The following is a 15,895-nucleotide window of genomic DNA, read 5'->3' as shown; positions in this document are numbered from 1 at the left end:
TCCTCAAAAAAATCACATTGTTAAAAACTATTTAATTTAAACGGGCCGCAGCTTTTGCTGTAAGCGCGACGCAATTTTTCATCCGCATCGGTACACACATAATCTACGCTGAATTCAATACCGGCGGGCGTCGCATGAAAGCGCAGCAGTGCCACATGGTCACCGCGCTGACGATGTTTAACACTGAGCCGCAAATTGGAGAACTTCAATTCATTCACCTCGGCCGCAATCGGATGGCAGGGGAAGTCCTCGCCCTCACCAAACAAGCTGCGCCAATTATTTCTAACGAGTTTGTATTCATCCACACAGTTGGTATCGATCAAACGCGACGGCGAGGCGATCACTTCATAGAAGAGGGTATTGCCGCGCACATTTTTACCCTCGACTATGCGCCCCCAATGCACATCACCGGTGATATAAATCACCGGTATTTCGGCGGCAAATAATTCGGCGAGCGCCGTGGTGATCAGCGCAAAATCGGCGTAGTTGGGCATTTCCATATCGGCAATTTTGCACGCCCAGGGGCCGGGGGTTTCAATCAATAGGGCCTGCCCCGAACTGAGCAAACCCACCGCGGCGTGCCCTTGTTGTTTGCGCTGGAGCAAATCGCTTTTCCACTGCCCAATCGCCGCATGAGTTGCGGCATTAAACATCTGCACGCCGTCGTCATCGCGCTGGGTGCGCCCATCCAAAAACAACATGCTTAGCGGCGCAATATCCTGCCGGAAAAAACCCGCTGCTTGCGCCGGGGAACGCTGATAGCGCTCATATAAACGATTGGCTAACTCAGCCCAATTGGCACGATCCTGTTCGCAGTGGGTATTGTCCAACTGGGCTTGGAAGAGCGGAAAGTTATTCCAGAATTCGTGATCGTCCGGCACACAAAGCACTGGGCCTTGGCGCAAAATATTGGCCAACCCCGGCTGTTGCGCGCTGTTGGAAAACCAATTGAGTTGATATTTTTTCCCCAGCGTTTTTGCCAACGCCGTTTTGTTGCAGGGTAAATCTTGTTGCGAGGGCAGATCCAGATACACCTGATCACCCGCAAGCACCGTGAAATCCGGCGCGGGCTTAATGTGTTTTATCACATCCGCCAATGCGCGACTTTTATCATTGGGTTGGTAATAACAGGAGGAGAGCAGCAGGTTAAAACTGGCCGCATTTTTTAGCGGCAATTGTTGTGGTGGTCGGCGGCTACTGAGTGTGGTCACACAGCCATTAGCGCTAACCGTGACCGTGAAACGCTCAGCGGTATCCGGCCACGCCAATTTAAAAATCCCGCGATAGTTAATCGCTTTGCCGCGCGCATCGCAGATTTCATCACCCAGCGGTTCAAAACCTGGCGGCAATAATTGTGCAGCCACCGACTGACCGGCAATTTCAAAAATCACTGACGGCGGAGGGTAAACCGCCAACATGCCGACCCAGATTAATAATTCATCCGGGCGCCCCACTTGATTGTACGCAAACAGCTGCACCTGATTTCTCCCTGCAGATATGGCAAGGCAGCACTATATACCCGAATTTGAGCCAGGCAAAATGCAACAAAGCCGGCAAGTGCCGGCTTTGTTAAATGACATACAGCACAAAAACTTACTGCGGTGTTAAACGCAACACCACCACGCTATGGGCAGCCATGGTCAGGTTTAATTTTTCTGCAGTGGAGCCCTTGCCGCCATTCCAGATATCGCGCCAGTTGAATTTTTTCTTATCAAAGAAAATCTCATGTTTGCTGATATCGTCTTTCATGTAGTGGAAGCCCCAATCCAGACTGTAATTCACTGTGGTATCCGCGCGATTTAAAAACAGCACCGCGTAGTCACCTTTCTCCAAGGGTTTGACATAAATTTCGATATCGCCTTCATCAATCCATTTCATCGCTTGAATGCCCAGTTTGTCTTGGTTGATGGCAAGCATGTCTTTGTTGGTGAGAATTTTCTTGGTGGCTTCGCTCATCTTGCGTAAATCATTACCGGCGATCAGCGGTGAGGCCATCATCGCCCACAGGGAAAAATGTGCGCGGTCTTCGTCTTCATTCATGCCGTTGCCGACTTCCATCATGTCCATGTCATTCCAATGGCCGGGGCCCGCGTATTTACGCAAACCGGCTTGTTTATCCAGAATGGGTAATACGCCCCACGACGACCAGGAACCGTGGTTGTGCTCGCAATTCCAGCAGGGGTAAATGTCACCCGTGGTGCGCCATGAATGACCAACGTCAGTTGCCCATTCCCAAGGTTTGTTATCGCCCCATTCGCAAATGCTGAATAACATAGGGCGGCCCGCTTTATGAATGGCATCGCGCATGGTGGCGTAAGCAGCTTTGGGGTTGATGTCTTTGGTATCGCACCAATCGTATTTCACGTAATCAATGCCCCAACTCGCATAGGTCACCGCATCCTGATATTCGTGGCCGCGACTGCCTGGGCGACCGGCGCAGGTGGTATTGCCCGCGTCAGAATAAATGCCGAGTTTTAATCCTTTGCTGTGAACATAATCCGCCAGTGCTTTCATGCCCGACGGAAAACTCTTTTTATCGACCTGGATAAAACCTTGTTTGTCGCGCTCGCCGTGCCAGCAGTCGTCGATATTAATATATTCATAACCCGCGTCTTTCATGCCCGATGCCACCATAGCGTCAGCCATTTCGCGAATCATTTTTTCATTTACATCGCAAGCAAAAGTATTCCAGCTATTCCAACCAAGCTGCGGGGTTTTGGCGAGATGCTCAAATTTTTGCGCACTGACGCTCATGCTGGCAGCCAATGCAAATCCGAACAGACCAGTGTTTATCAATAGTTTTTTTATCATGGTGTTGACCTTTTTTGTCGTGAGGATATCGTCGAATACATCATTATATTAATAATCTGATAATTTAATACGGCGTTAAAAAAAACTGCAATTTTCATTGCAGTTTTTTACTGACGCAGCGTGCAAATTATTTCGGCTGAAAACGCGCATTAAACTCTTTCATAATGGCAATGGTAGATGCATCGGTATCAAACACACCGTACATGCCCTGCTCTTCTTGTGGCGGGTCACCCATAAAATCGTCGCCCTCTTGCCACCAGTAGTTCGCGCGTGTGGTGCGGCCATAACCATTCCAGGCCCAAATGTTGTAACCCGCACTCGGTTCACCTTGTTCAAGGCTCGCCAGCATCAATTCAAATACACCGCGAAAATACATATCGCGATATTCGGTGGTGGAATCCATCGCGTAGGAACCCATATCGCGATCCAAACCAAACTCTTCCAACACCAAGGGTTTGTTTAATTGTTTGGCAACATCAATGTGTGCACGCATATAGTTCTGTGCTTTTTCCCACGCCGATGGCCAGGTTTCTGCCGGTTTGGTTTTATCAAACCAGCTCCAGTTGCGGATCCACATGTGGTAGGTGAGGTAATCGATATCCGGCGTGGCGTGCGCATCAATAAATACTTGCATGTCATTCACTGATCCCATTTCACCTTCACTACCACTGCTCACTAAATGATGTGCATCCAAAGTTTTAATATAAGCCGCAGCAGCGTGAACCCAATCGATATAAATTTGTTTTTCTTCCGCCGTCGTTTGTGAATTACCGGGGCGCGGCTCGTTAGCCAATTGCCAGGACATAATCGTCGCGTCATCCACATAGGCTTTGCCATTAATGCTGTTCACGCGGGTAATAATTTTTTCCAGCGTTTTGCGATATTCCTGCTGCGCTTTTTCGCTGCGGTAGAAACTCGCTGACTTGGCCATAAATGCTTCCCATTCGTTAGTCACGTTCGGGTCTTGCACTGGCTCGCCTTCAATCCAGGCCATGTATTGAGTCATACCGCCCGACCATTGCCAGAAATTATTAAAATACAGCACCACGGTCATATCGCGTTTAGCGAGTTCAACTAATAAATAATCCAAACCTTGCAGCAAGGTTTCATCGTAGTTGCCAAAACCATTGGTCACTGCCGGTTTTACCGCTGAATTAATTTCACTTTTTTCGGATACAGCTAATACGCGTAAATTATTCACGCCGATGGCTTTCAAATTATCCAGCTCTTTCGCCAAGCGCTCGCGATCACCGACTTCATTGGGTGCCCCCAAATAAGCCGCGTACCACATATTTACGCCGGTAATCACATAGGGTTTACCTTGTAGTTCAAAGTGCCCGCCGTTAACACGCACAAAATGTTCGTGGGCAGGCGATGTTGCAACATTGGCCGTAGGTGCAACTGCTGAGTTACTTTCTGCAACGGGTGTGTTTTTATCGCAGGCAGCTAACAACAATATGGATACAAATCCGACAATAACAGCAATAATATTCTTCATTATTTTTCCAGATTAAGTTGTGTGTACAGAAGCATCGCCCTGTAAATAACGGATCGCTTCCATCATGGCGCGGCCATTATGGTAGGGGCATTTCCAAAAACCCACTTTGTAATAGGGTGTGGCGCTGGGCGCGTGCAGCCGCGACAACCACAACCACTCACCCGACTCATTATCAATTTGATATTTTTTAATAAAGGCCCACACATCTTCCGCCGCCGCAAAATATTTTTGTTCGCCACTGACACTGTAAGCATAAAGAAAACCCACTAACGCTTCTGCTTGTACCCACCACACGGTGTCGTTATTCACGGTGGCACTGGCAAAATCGTAAGAGTCCACCACCTGCCCCAACTCGCCAATGCCTTCTTGCAGCGTCACTTCGGCGATACGAATTAATGTCGGTGTAAGCGCGCTCGTATAGGCTTCGTCACCCAGCGATTCCAATGCTTTGGCAATTAACCAGCTGGCTTCAATATCGTGCCCGTAGGTATAACCGGGTGAAAAATCCTTCCACTGCAGATCCATAAACATGCGCAGATGGTGCGTGTTTCTGTCGATCATGTAGCGATCAAACATTTCGATGTTGTATTGCAGTGCCGCGCGAATTTCTGCCCTCGGCTGCGCCTGATACAAGGTGGTATAAGCTTCAAGAATATGCAGATGGGTATTTTGCGATTTGGGATAATTCAAATCTTTGTCACTGAGGCGTAAGTCCTCAATCACGCCCCAGTCGCGGGTAAAGGCTTCAAGGTAGCCTTGATGGGTGTGATCAATAGCGTGCTGCTCAACTAACTGAAAACATTCCAGCGCGCGCGCGAGTGCCTGCGCATCGCCCGTGAGCTGGTAGTAAGCGCAGAGCGCGTAAATAGTAAATGCCTGGGCGTAAACTTGTTTTTTGGTATTGATCGGCGCGCCCGCCGCATCCAGCTCCCAATACACACCGCCGTGCACATCATCAAAAAAATTCGCACACAAATAATGGTATGCGCGCTCAGCACAATCGCGATAAACCGGGTTATTGATTTGCTGCGCGGTTTCACTAAAAAACCAAAGAATACGCGCATTCAGAATAATGCCTTTACTGGCAGAGGGAACAGGCAGATTGTCTGCCCCCACTTCACCGTAAAAACCACCCTGTTGCTCATCGATAGTATGGGTAGCCCACCAATCAGCAATAGCGCTCAGTTCTGCGCGAAATTCTTGTTGCAACACAATGGCAGATGAAGGAAGCATGGCGGCGTTCATGGTTTAAACCAAATCCTTCATTACTTGCAAATTCGCACTGATTAATTCATTGCGCACCGCAACCGATGCCGCAGAACGCAGGCCATCTTCCGGGGTGTTTTTGCAATAGTCGATCAGTTTTTCCACGGTAGACGTTGCCACGTGCATGCGTGTATCCGATGAGGCGTAATAAATAAACACTTCATTTTTTTCGTTCGCAATCCACCCGTTCGAGAAAGCGACATTGGATACATCACCCACCCGTTCAGCACCGTGCGGTGCAATAAAATGTCCGGCAGGGCGATGTGTTACTACCCAGGGGCGCTCCAATTCGGTCATGAACATGTAGAGCACATAACGTAAACCGGCGGCGGTATTACGCACACCGTGGGCGAGGTTCAACCAGCCTTCGGCAGTTTTAATCGGCGCAGGGCCTTGGCCATTTTTAACTTCTTTAATGGTGTGATAAACCTTGCCATCCACAATCACTTCGGATTTCACTTCGGCGCGAGTCATGTCGTCCACCAGACCCCAACCAATACCACCACCGGCGCCCACGCTGATAAAACCGTCTTGTGGGCGGGTAAACAAACCGTACTTGCCGTCGATAAATTCCGGGTGCAATACCACATTGCGCTGCTGACCGGAGTAGGTCACCAAATCGGGCAGGCGCTCCCAGGTAATTAAATCTTTGGTGCGTGCAATACCACATTGCGCTTCCGCCGCAGAGGTATCGTTCGGGTGATTTAAATCTTTGCGCTCGGTGCAAAATAAACCGTAGATGTAACCATCCTCGTGATTGGTTAAACGCATGTCGTACACGTTGGTATCGGGGCGATCTGTTTCCGGCATGGTGATGGGGTAATCCCAAAAGCGGAAGTTGTCGATACCATTTTGGCTTTCCGCAATCGCAAAAAAGGATTTGCGATCCACACCTTCTACACGCACCGCTAAAATGTATTTACCGTTCCAATACATTGCACCGGAATTAAACGCGGCATTAATGCCCTGGCGCTCCATTAAATGCGGATTGGTTTTTTCATTTAAATCGTAACGCCAAAAAACCGGAGCATGTTCGGCGGTGAGAATCGGGTTTTCGTAACAATCGTAAATACCGTTGCCATCGCGTTTTACAGCATTTTTTTTCGTGATTAGCGTTTCATGTTGTTGCAGTAAGGCTTTTGCTTTTTCTTTAAAACTACTCATGTTTCAAATACTCCAATGAGTTTTTCCAGTGTTTCATTCTGATGAGTGTTTCATCACACATCGAACTTATAACGTAATCGTTTACACCCGTAGTTAAAATTTTTTGTGCTGCAGAAAAACCGCAGCACAAAATCGCTATCAGGGCTTGCTTAATAAATGCTCGTCGTTAGTACCCTGCAGTGCAGAGGCAGGAATATCCGCCGGATAATCTTCCAGTTTTTGGTACCAGTTAAACCAGAGGAAAATGCTGGTGATCGCTGCCACAACCATTGCCGCGATAAACTCTGGCCAATGTTTGATAACCATAAAAATCGGCGCGGCGACCAGCGAGGTTTGCCACACAATCCCCACCAGTACATTGACTGCATCACGGGCAAAGTTTTTGTTGGCGCCCACCTGCGGATAATCTTTTTGCACTTCCGCCAATACCGGTGCCCAAAAACCCCAAGGACGCACTTTGGTGTAAAACTTTTTCAGCACTTCCATATCGTCCGGTTTAGTCAACAGCGAACCAATAACGCAGGCAGCAATACAGGCGAGGAACATAAAGGGGAAAGCATTGATGGGTGCTATATCGGTAAAAATCAGCGGGAAGGCGATCGCAAAACCGGTCACCATGCCCCAGAAATAACCATAGCCATTAAACCGCCACCAGTACCACTTCAATACGTTGGAGGCGGTGTAACCACCGTAAAGTGCACTCACCAACCATTGAATAACCTGATTGAGGGTGGGAATAAAAAAGCCAATCGCCACACCGAGAATGACAAACAAGACGGAAATGAGGTAACTCATTTTTACGTAGGTTTTTGGTTCGGCATCGGCATTGATGTAGCGTTTGTATAAATCGTTAACCACATAAGCCGGTGCAGCATTGACTGTTGCGGCAAAGGTGGACATAAAGGCCGCGAGCAAACCAGCGATTAACAACCCCAACAAACCGCTCGGCAAAATTTCACCGGCCAATACCATGGGAAGAATTTGTTCAAAATCGACATTCTCACCCATCGCATTTAAATCACCCATAAATAAACCCAGCGCAAGCACAGTTAACCCGGTGATAAGCATGTAGCGCGGAAACATCAATACGACGGTAACAACACCACTCATTTTGGCGGCTTCTTTCGGGGTTTTAGCGGAGAGCACACGCTGCATGTCGTAAGTGGGTTGTGGGCCGGCCATGCTTTGCAACATGCCTTTAAACAACATCAGCATAAAAAAGATGGCAAATAATTCATAACCATCGGCATCAATTTTTTGTTGTGCGGCGGCGAGTTTTTCTGACCAATCCAAATGCAATTCCCAGCTGAATAAAATACTGGTCCAGCCTTCGGGAATCGCGGCATTTAACATTTCCGGTGAAATGCGCTGCATGGCAATTACCCCCACCGCGATGCAGGCAACCGTCATAATGAAAAATTGCAGCACCTCGGTAAACACCACACTGAACATACCGCCTTTCACCACGTAAAGTGTGGTGATGGCGGTGATAATCAGCCCATAACAAACATCGTTCATATGTGGGTCTGCAGCCAATTGCCAAGGCATAAATACCGCTGCAAATTTACCAATACCGATAAATCCGTAAGCAATAAAACCAATCACATTCACCAGCGCAAACAGCACCACAATTAAATGTGAGAGGCGTGCGCCCTTACCTTCGCCAAAGCGAAAGGTAATCCATTCCGCACCGGTCATTACGCCTGAGCGACGCAACCAGGCGGAGAGGAAAACCATCAAAAAGATCTGGTTAAACACCGGCCACAACCAGGGAATAAATACACTGGTGAGACCATACACAAACAGCAAATACACCAGCCACATAGTGCCGGAAATATCGAACATGCCCGACGCATTCGATAAGCCCAGTTGCCACCAGGACAGTTTATTGCCGCCGAGGAAGTAACTTTTTATATCTTTGGAGGCGCGACTGGAAATCCAAAAACCAACCACCAGAGTGGCAATAACGTAAGCGAGAATAATCGCTATATCCAACAGAGGAAGATTCATTAACAGATTCCAAATTTATTATGTGGATCGACACGGGTCGTTTTTCTTATCTGATTGTTACTTCCGTGCATCGCCATACAACCCCTAGCGGGCAGGCTCAGGAAAAACCGCCTAGGTAACAGCAGGGAGCAAACCTTTGAAAAAGATATAGCATAACTGACCATAAGCACCTTAACAGCAAGCTAATGTAACCGTTTACATTTTATTTTTCTAGTCTCTTGTGGTGAGCTGTAGTAAATTTTCAGTCAAATAAGCAGTTTTTCGGACAAATCCATACCCACCCGCCTATCACCGGCACCCTAAGGTCGTTTTTTATGTCCAATATTCGCGATGTTGCACGCTTGGCTGGCGTATCCGTTGCAACCGTTTCACGTGCCCTGAGCAACCCCGAAAAAGTTTCTGATGAGAGCCTGGAAAAGGTTCACAAGGCTATCGCCCAAGTGGGCTACCGCCCCAACATGCTGGCGCGCAACTTCCGCTCAGCGCGCGCCTACGCGGTAGTAGTGCTGGTGCCCGATATAGCCAACCCCTTCTACTCGCTTTTTATTCGCGCCCTGGAAGACCGCGCCCAGCAAAAAGGTTATGCCGTGCTGCTGGGCGATACCCGCGGCACCCCCGAGCGCGAAATGGAGTACATCCGCCGCGTAGAAACCCGCCTGGCCGATGGCATAGTGCAGCTGCGCCCCAGCTCGGAAAAAAGCCAGAACAACATTCCGCCCGATATTCCCTGCGTGAATGCCTGTGGCTGCGAATACACCACCGGCCCGGCCATTCGTATCGATAACCGCGCCGCCGCCAAAACCATGGTGAACTATTTGATTTCGCTCGGACACAAACGCATCGGCGTTATCTCCGGCTTGAAAGACAACCCTCACGCCATTGATCGCCTGGAAGGCTATAAAGAGGCATTGGCCGAAGCAGGTATTCCTTTTGAGAGAGACCTGATTGCCGAAGGTGACTTCACCATGTGGTCCGGCCTGAACGCCGCCTTCCAGTTCTGTAATATGAAAGTGCGCCCTACCGCGATTTTTTCCATGAACGATGAAATGGCAATCGGCGCTATGCAGACCTTAAAAAACCAAGGCATTCGCATTCCGGAAGATATGTCGGTTACCGGTTTTGACGATATCGCCTACGCCAAATATTCCGACCCAAGCCTCACCACCATTTCACAACCAGCGGAAGAGATGGGCAAAATGGCGATGGATATGTTGCTGAAAGTGATTGAAGGCGAACCACTGAGCCAGCGCGAATGTGTATTGCCGACGGAATTTATTATTCGCAAAAGTACCGGGCCATTGTTAACTAAAAAGTAAGGCTATATTTTTATAATCACCAAAAACATACAGTATTTAAATATTGTCATGTGTAATAAAAATTTATAGCAAATCAAATCATCAAAGAATAAGGCCAAGGGAGCATTAACTTCCTTGGCCTTATTTATTGATACGAAAAACTATCAGGGTTTTAAGTATACATTCCAGTTGGAGCAAGATCCGTTAGCATAATATGCGGGACTGCCGGGGTAAAAGGTACAAGTGCGGTTATTCCACCCATTGCTGTAATTGGTATAAACACCAACGACATAAGTGCCCGATGTACATGCAATGCTGTATTCTTGATAAAGATAATATCCTCCACCAGTGCTATATACCTGCGTAAAGGTACAACCTCCATAAGAGTTACCGAGGACAGGGTCACCATACTCTGCTACTTTTTGATCTGCATGCGCAACAGCAGAAAGACCTAATGCCACTACAATAGCCGCCATAAATTTAAACTTCATATTAACTCCTTGTGTTAACTATTATCGGCCTTGCCTCATGCTTCGCTCTCGGGTGAGTGATAAATTTGGCCGTTATTTATCGCGATCCTACTCCCTTCCTACCGGAACTTTTTACCGCACCATTTTTATTGAAAAATGGAATTGCCCTGCGACGAGATATACACAACAAACTCACCTTTTTCCGGATTGGGAAAATAAGTGATGGAATAATTTGAATCTGGATTGTTACTAGCTAACACCTGCCACAGAGCACGATAAGCTTTGTCGGCACTGGCATCATCCTGAGAAGGGATAGTTATTTTGCACGTCACTGACCGGCAACTCATGTGCGTGGGAATATAAGAGCCGAGCGCAGCGGTATCAGCAAAGATTGACAGTAATCTATTTTCTTCTGTAGCCGCCCATTGGTAATCGACAAGCTCGGCCTCGTAGCGAAGATTGGATTCTTCAATTAAGGATTTGCTATTTTTTTCACTTGCGAACTGCCTGAGGATATTAATCTGTTGCTGTTGTGCATCACGGGCTTTTACCAGCGCCTCTATATCTGCTGTTTGGTGTATTAACTGCACAGCTGGAGAAATTTCATTGGTCGATGCTGTTTTATTTTCAACAACCACTGATTGATCAGGAGAGAGCGGCGCAGATGCAGGAGGAAGTACGGCAAGCGGGATAACATCACCCGCGCAAGTATTGGCCGAAAGGTTGGGTGCGATGTAATGATTTTTTGTCACAGTAAACGTTATATAAAACGTCAAGGTGGCAGTTATAGCGATTATGCTGACAAATTTAAAATTACCCATCCGTAGCACCTGTTGTTATTAACACCCCAGAACAACATGTATACTAGACGACAAATAAAACCGCAAGCACAAAACCTAATTTAGATTTTTTTGGCGCGCAAGTTTCTTTTCATTAGAAAAAACAATTTTACAAAGCCAACAGAGAACCATTTTTTATCAATAAAAAAGCGCGCAGTAATTTTTTACTGCGCGCTTTTTCGTTTCTGGGAAAATATTATTTTTTTGCCACTAACTCAAAATGATCAAGCAATTCCATTGCCGCCACAATTAAATGGTATAGCGTACTGGCGGGCGCGACATCTACGACCACTTCATCATTGGCACCGCGTTGATCAACATAGGAACCCGGTGTTGATGCGCAGAGATAATAGTTAAATAAGTCATCCACGCCTTTAATCGCAATCGCTTCAGCATCCGAATTTCCCTCACGGATCTGCACCAGGCTCGCTTTAATTAATTCAGTGATTCCCCAGCAGCGTTTGTTGGGATCGATAACCTCACCGGTGTAACTCACCGCATCAAATAACAGACCGGATTTATCCATACCAATTTCCAAACCGCGCGCATACAGCGCGTTGGTATAACGGGAAACCGGGCGACCGGTGCGGCGGTGATACCAGTCGAGCAGCCAGACCCACTCCATCATATGACCCGGTTCAACCGTATCGCCTTTGGCATTGGGCAAACGCGTCCAGCTATCGTCAAAAAATTCAAACAAGACACCGTGTTGCTCATCAAAAAAGTGGGTTTGGAATAGCGCAAATAATTCGCCCACCCGCGCCAAATATTTTGCATCACCGGTAGCATCGTAGAGCGCAAGAAAGGCTTCAAATAAATGCATATGCGGATTTTGGCGGCGACAGGCATAGTCGTAATCACCCTCGATCCAACCACCTACTGCAGAACCAAAAGCGGCATCCAAATGGGCGATTAATTTATCGGCCTCCTGAAGATAAGCAGCCTCGTTAAATGCGCGATAACACCAGGCATTGGCGAGCAGGAAAAACGCGTGGTCATAGAGATCCTGTTTGGTATCTACCACCACAAAATCTTTGTTCAATAAGTGGGTATATCCCGCGCCTGCGGCAGGGTGTGCCGCTGCTCCATGCACAAACGCCAATAACTTTTTGGCAATATCCTTACCCTCCGGGCACCAGCCGCGATGGTAGGCCGCTGCAAAAAAGAAGGCTTGGCGAGCCTGTACCCGCACCCGGGTGCTGGACTCCAGGTCAGGTACACCCGCGGGTGTCAGGCGCTCGTAGTTAGCGCCGGTTGTAGGCTCTATACCACGCGCTAACCAGAGAGGCAGGGCATCTTGTTTGATCCAGTGTTCAAGGCGACTGGCCGCCGCACGCAATGCTTGAGACATAAAGAATCCATTTACCGCCAGATGCGGTTGCTGTGAGTTAAGTGGCGAATGGGGATTATGGCTGATTGAGTCGGCATTTTGCGCGGAGCCTTTAACAGGGCGCAAATAAAAAGCCCCGGAAAACCGGGGCAAAAAACACAACAGCGGGCTATGGCTTAACAATTAATCACTAACAACTGTCAGCAGCGACGACAGAAAACAATGGATAAAACCACCATAACTGTAATCGATTACCAACAAATAACCATGAATAAAATGGCCTTAGCGGGGCTTATTATGGGTAAAAATGTAATCGGTTACAAGTATTTTGTCATGAAAATCATCACGGGATTGCGATTCGCCATCCATCTGACTGACAGGCATAAAAAACCCCGGCAAGCCGGGGTTTTACAAGGAGCGTCAAACGGTTACTGCGGTAAAAAGTCGAAGGTTTGATTGATGGTAGTGCGCGCCACATTGGAGGCAGGAAAACTGATCAAGCGAATGCGCTGCAGGATTTTCCCCTCCAGATCGCTATCGCCCAGTTCGCTGGATACCAATATTGCCTCAACGATTTTACCGCTGGGGTCGATCACAATCTTCACCACCATCTTGCCTTCCAACGCCGCGTTTTGGCGCAGGGCGCGGTTGTAGATCGAATAGATCGCACCTTTATGCTGTTCCATGATCTTGCGGATTTCTTCTTCGCTGCGCGCTGCACCGCCTGCACCATTGCTGTTGCCAGCAGTAGCCTGGGTCGATTTTTTGCCCGCTTCGGCCAGGCCGCTTTTCACTTTGGTAGTCTCACGCCCCGAGAGCGCTGTACCGCCGGTATCGCGGCTCAATGCTGCGGTATTAATGCCACCACTGGCGGTTTTGGCGCCGCTGGTAATCATGGCGCGATCCAACTGCGCAGCTTCACCCGTACTATTGGTTACTGTAGTCGCCGCCGTTTCCACCGCCGAGGTCTGCATCATTTCACGCATTTCAGCCAGATCGTCTTTAAACTGCATTACACCGGTATTGGCCGCCTGCTCGCGCGCTTTTTCCAGTGCCGCCTTAGGTGGAGTAACAGGTTTTTTCACCGGCTCCGGCGGTTTAACGACCGGCTCCGGCTTTTTTTCTTCCACTTTAGGCTCGGGCTTTTTTTCCTCTACCTTGGGTGGCTCGATAGGTTTCGGGGGCGGTAGCTCTTTCTTTTCCAACACGACCCGCGCCAATTGCGGTGGCAGCTTTTCTTTTTCCGCACGGGTAATCTCAGGCACTTTGCTGAGTGTCACCAGAATGCTGAGCACCAGCAACACCACAAAACTCACAACCAGTATTTTGGTAAATCGCTGATCGTCCTCAATCGAGGAGCTCCAGGGCAACTGTAAATTTAACAGGGGGTTGGCCATCTCAACCCTCCCCATTGTTAGCGGGTAATTCTTTTTTGGTTACTGCCAGCGAAATATCGCGATACTCCGCCGCCGCACAAGTCGCCATCACTTTCTTCAGTAATTGATAAGGCACCTTTTGGTCAGCCATCACCGTAACAGGGCGCCCGGTGAGTTGATTTTTTTCCGTCAATGGCCCGGCTTTTTCGGCGTGATATTTTAATTCCTGGGTGAGCGGCGCAAACTGATCGCCTTCAGCGGCCAATAAATCCGCCACCGAGCCCACTGCCCTGCCAGCCACAACCACGTCGGTTGCACTGATCAATACCAACAAATTTTCTTCCGGAACCTGATCAGACACCGACGCGGGTAACTTGATACTTTTATCCGTTTGCAAAACTTCCACATCACCCGAATTCACCAACAGGAAAAATACCAGAATGGTAAAAATATCCATGAGTGAAACCAGGTTTAACTTGGAACCTTGTTTTAACCGGCGATGATGTTTTGCCATGCGTTTAGCGCGTAGGGATTGCTTCATGGTGTCGCTCCCTGTGCATTGCCACTCACGGCGGAGGTTTGACCACCTGCGGGTGGCGCATCGCCCAATGAAATCTCCGGAAACAATTCCGCATCGACCATGCTGGCGGCAACTACCGCTTTGAATGAACGTACGGTATCCATAGTGCTAACCAGGGTTTGATAGTCGGTATCTTTTTCGGAGAGGATATAAATATCTTTTTTCTGGATACCTTTATCTTCCAACAAGCGTTTGGTTTCCTGTAGCACCGTCGCCAATAATGCGAAGTCATATTGCCCGTCAGCGGTTTTTTCCACCCACTTTAATTTGATGCCCGCCGGATAATTCACTTCAAATTTATCGGCGCGAATAATCAACTCCAATTGCTGCGGTGGCTCTTCGGTTTGCGGCGTGCTTGAATCCGCCATGTCCGGCAATTTGAGATCCAGTACGGTGGTGCGCGCGAGCACCATGCTCATCAACAATACCGGCACCAATATGATCATCAGATTCATAAAGGAGGTGATATCGAGATCTGGATCCTCTTTAAAACGGCGTTTTATACGCATAAGATTTTCCCCAATAAATACAACTGCTGATTGCGCAATAACTGCAACGGGCAGTAAGTTTATTGAGCGGCTTGCTGTGGTTTAGCGGCCGATTCCGGCGCGCGCGTACGCACACTCACTTCACTGGAATGAGCGATAATATTCAGGCACTTCACACCCGCCATTTCCAGGCTATCGATAATTTCGGTAGTTTTACTTTGAATCATGGAGTGAATCAGCAAGAGAGGAATAGCAGCAATCAAACCAAAGGCGGTGGTGTTCATCGCCACGGCAATAGACGATGACAGGAGCGCAGCTTTTTCAGCGGGGTCAGCGCTGGCTACGGCGGTAAACGCTTGAATCAAACCGATAATGGTACCAAGCAAGCCCAGCAAGGTGGCGATATTTGCCAATGTTGCCAAATAAGCAGTGCGTTTTTCCAGGCGCGGCATGGCTTCCATTACACCTTCTTCCATCGCCAACTCAATATCATCGCGACGCGGTGATTGCGCCATGCGAGTAATACCCGCTGCAATAATGCGCGCAATAGGTGCGCTGCTGGTCTTGCCTAAATTGACCACGCCGTTGTAATCCTTTTTTTGCAGCAGCGGCAAAATACGGTCAAACGCCTGGCGGTTAGACGACTTGGCAGACGACAATACCAACCAACGCTCCAATGCAATAGCAATGCCCACTACCAATACAATGGCAATAGGATACATAAAGGCGCCGCCATCCTGAAAAAAACGAATCAAAGTATCCATAACG

At 48.3% G+C, this 15,895-nt stretch carries 15 protein-coding genes; 2 read left to right on the top strand and 13 right to left on the bottom strand.

Features of this window, described 5'->3' with window-relative positions:
• Positions 1–20: 20 nt before the first annotated feature.
• From O59_RS03945 to O59_RS03920, 6 genes are all read right to left on the bottom strand, one after another.
• Positions 21–1,478 (bottom strand): alkaline phosphatase D family protein, encoded by a 1,458-nt coding sequence (locus O59_RS03945; RefSeq protein WP_007639715.1) that lies wholly within the window; start codon positions 1,476–1,478, stop codon positions 21–23.
• A gap of 115 nt (positions 1,479–1,593) precedes the next feature.
• On the bottom strand, positions 1,594–2,811 hold the full coding sequence (gene aga27 / locus O59_RS03940; RefSeq protein WP_007639712.1) for an alpha-galactosidase Aga27: 1,218 nt from the start codon (positions 2,809–2,811) through the stop codon (positions 1,594–1,596).
• 127 nt (positions 2,812–2,938) lie between these two features.
• A complete protein-coding gene (locus tag O59_RS03935; protein ID WP_007639710.1) occupies positions 2,939–4,309 on the bottom strand; it encodes a hypothetical protein in 1,371 nt (456 codons plus the stop codon).
• A 12-nt stretch (positions 4,310–4,321) separates the two neighbouring features.
• The gene (gene epiA, locus O59_RS03930; protein WP_007639708.1) at positions 4,322–5,554 is read right to left on the bottom strand and encodes a cellobiose 2-epimerase EpiA; all 1,233 of its coding nucleotides are present in this window, start codon (positions 5,552–5,554) and stop codon (positions 4,322–4,324) included.
• A gap of 3 nt (positions 5,555–5,557) precedes the next feature.
• The gene (mgp130, locus tag O59_RS03925; RefSeq protein ID WP_007639706.1) at positions 5,558–6,739 is read right to left on the bottom strand and encodes a 4-O-beta-d-mannosyl-d-glucose phosphorylase Mgp130; all 1,182 of its coding nucleotides are present in this window, start codon (positions 6,737–6,739) and stop codon (positions 5,558–5,560) included.
• Positions 6,740–6,877: 138 nt separating this feature from the next.
• Complete coding sequence (locus O59_RS03920) at positions 6,878–8,749, bottom strand: sodium:solute symporter family protein (RefSeq protein ID WP_007639702.1); 1,872 nt, start codon at positions 8,747–8,749, stop codon at positions 6,878–6,880.
• Positions 8,750–9,063: 314 nt separating this feature from the next.
• Here O59_RS03920 and O59_RS03915 point away from each other — a divergent pair, with 314 nt between their 5' ends.
• Positions 9,064–10,065 (top strand): LacI family DNA-binding transcriptional regulator, encoded by a 1,002-nt coding sequence (locus tag O59_RS03915; RefSeq protein WP_007639698.1) that lies wholly within the window; start codon positions 9,064–9,066, stop codon positions 10,063–10,065.
• Positions 10,066–10,208: 143 nt separating this feature from the next.
• On the opposite strand, the gene O59_RS20885 is transcribed toward O59_RS03915, so the two are convergent.
• The 3 genes from O59_RS20885 to O59_RS03900 form a co-directional block, all read right to left on the bottom strand.
• Positions 10,209–10,535, bottom strand: coding sequence for a hypothetical protein (locus tag O59_RS20885; protein WP_050976935.1), 327 nt, complete (start codon positions 10,533–10,535; stop codon positions 10,209–10,211).
• 125 nt (positions 10,536–10,660) lie between these two features.
• The gene (locus O59_RS03905) at positions 10,661–11,335 is read right to left on the bottom strand and encodes a hypothetical protein (protein WP_007639697.1); all 675 of its coding nucleotides are present in this window, start codon (positions 11,333–11,335) and stop codon (positions 10,661–10,663) included.
• A gap of 214 nt (positions 11,336–11,549) precedes the next feature.
• Positions 11,550–12,704, bottom strand: a complete 1,155-nt coding sequence (locus tag O59_RS03900; protein WP_040391139.1) for an AGE family epimerase/isomerase — start codon at positions 12,702–12,704, stop codon at positions 11,550–11,552.
• A 201-nt stretch (positions 12,705–12,905) separates the two neighbouring features.
• Between O59_RS03900 and O59_RS03895 the strand changes: the two genes are divergently transcribed.
• On the top strand, positions 12,906–13,139 hold the full coding sequence (locus O59_RS03895; protein WP_040391138.1) for a hypothetical protein: 234 nt from the start codon (positions 12,906–12,908) through the stop codon (positions 13,137–13,139).
• Here O59_RS03895 and O59_RS03890 read toward each other — a convergent pair.
• Genes O59_RS03890 through O59_RS03875 form a run of 4 tightly spaced genes read right to left on the bottom strand, consistent with a single transcriptional unit; the run spans position 13,112 to position 15,891 of the window.
• Complete coding sequence (locus tag O59_RS03890; RefSeq protein ID WP_007639694.1) at positions 13,112–14,080, bottom strand: AgmX/PglI C-terminal domain-containing protein; 969 nt, start codon at positions 14,078–14,080, stop codon at positions 13,112–13,114. The two genes, O59_RS03895 and O59_RS03890, sit on opposite strands and share 28 nt — an antisense overlap.
• Position 14,081: 1 nt before the next feature.
• Complete coding sequence (locus O59_RS03885) at positions 14,082–14,600, bottom strand: biopolymer transporter ExbD (RefSeq protein ID WP_007639692.1); 519 nt, start codon at positions 14,598–14,600, stop codon at positions 14,082–14,084.
• Positions 14,597–15,148 carry a biopolymer transporter ExbD gene (locus O59_RS03880; protein ID WP_007639691.1) on the bottom strand — a complete coding sequence of 184 codons (552 nt, stop codon included), beginning with the start codon at positions 15,146–15,148 and terminating at the stop codon, positions 14,597–14,599. The genes O59_RS03885 and O59_RS03880 overlap by 4 nt, the downstream gene beginning before the upstream one ends.
• Positions 15,149–15,207: 59 nt before the next feature.
• The gene (locus tag O59_RS03875) at positions 15,208–15,891 is read right to left on the bottom strand and encodes a MotA/TolQ/ExbB proton channel family protein (RefSeq protein WP_007639690.1); all 684 of its coding nucleotides are present in this window, start codon (positions 15,889–15,891) and stop codon (positions 15,208–15,210) included.
• Between the last annotated feature and the right edge of the window lie 4 nt (positions 15,892–15,895).

This window comes from Cellvibrio sp. BR (assembly GCF_000263355.1).
Lineage (GTDB): Bacteria > Pseudomonadota > Gammaproteobacteria > Pseudomonadales > Cellvibrionaceae > Cellvibrio.
This window is presented reverse-complemented; position numbering and strand designations above follow the sequence as displayed.

Bases quoted from the DNA above. Each gene is read 5' to 3' on its own strand.
- aga27 (WP_007639712.1), bottom strand. From the start codon at position 2,811: ATGATAAAAAAACTATTGATAAACACTGGTCTGTTCGGATTTGCATTG.
- O59_RS03935 (WP_007639710.1), bottom strand. From the start codon at position 4,309: ATGAAGAATATTATTGCTGTTATTGTCGGATTTGTATCCATATTGTTG.
- epiA (WP_007639708.1), bottom strand. From the start codon at position 5,554: ATGAACGCCGCCATGCTTCCTTCATCTGCCATTGTGTTGCAACAAGAA.
- mgp130 (WP_007639706.1), bottom strand. From the start codon at position 6,739: ATGAGTAGTTTTAAAGAAAAAGCAAAAGCCTTACTGCAACAACATGAA.
- O59_RS03920 (WP_007639702.1), bottom strand. From the start codon at position 8,749: ATGAATCTTCCTCTGTTGGATATAGCGATTATTCTCGCTTACGTTATT.
- O59_RS03915 (WP_007639698.1), top strand. From the start codon at position 9,064: ATGTCCAATATTCGCGATGTTGCACGCTTGGCTGGCGTATCCGTTGCA.
- O59_RS20885 (WP_050976935.1), bottom strand. From the start codon at position 10,535: ATGAAGTTTAAATTTATGGCGGCTATTGTAGTGGCATTAGGTCTTTCT.
- O59_RS03905 (WP_007639697.1), bottom strand. From the start codon at position 11,335: ATGGGTAATTTTAAATTTGTCAGCATAATCGCTATAACTGCCACCTTG.
- O59_RS03900 (WP_040391139.1), bottom strand. From the start codon at position 12,704: ATGTCTCAAGCATTGCGTGCGGCGGCCAGTCGCCTTGAACACTGGATC.
- O59_RS03895 (WP_040391138.1), top strand. From the start codon at position 12,906: ATGGATAAAACCACCATAACTGTAATCGATTACCAACAAATAACCATG.
- O59_RS03890 (WP_007639694.1), bottom strand. From the start codon at position 14,080: ATGGCCAACCCCCTGTTAAATTTACAGTTGCCCTGGAGCTCCTCGATT.
- O59_RS03885 (WP_007639692.1), bottom strand. From the start codon at position 14,600: ATGAAGCAATCCCTACGCGCTAAACGCATGGCAAAACATCATCGCCGG.
- O59_RS03880 (WP_007639691.1), bottom strand. From the start codon at position 15,148: ATGCGTATAAAACGCCGTTTTAAAGAGGATCCAGATCTCGATATCACC.
- O59_RS03875 (WP_007639690.1), bottom strand. From the start codon at position 15,891: ATGGATACTTTGATTCGTTTTTTTCAGGATGGCGGCGCCTTTATGTAT.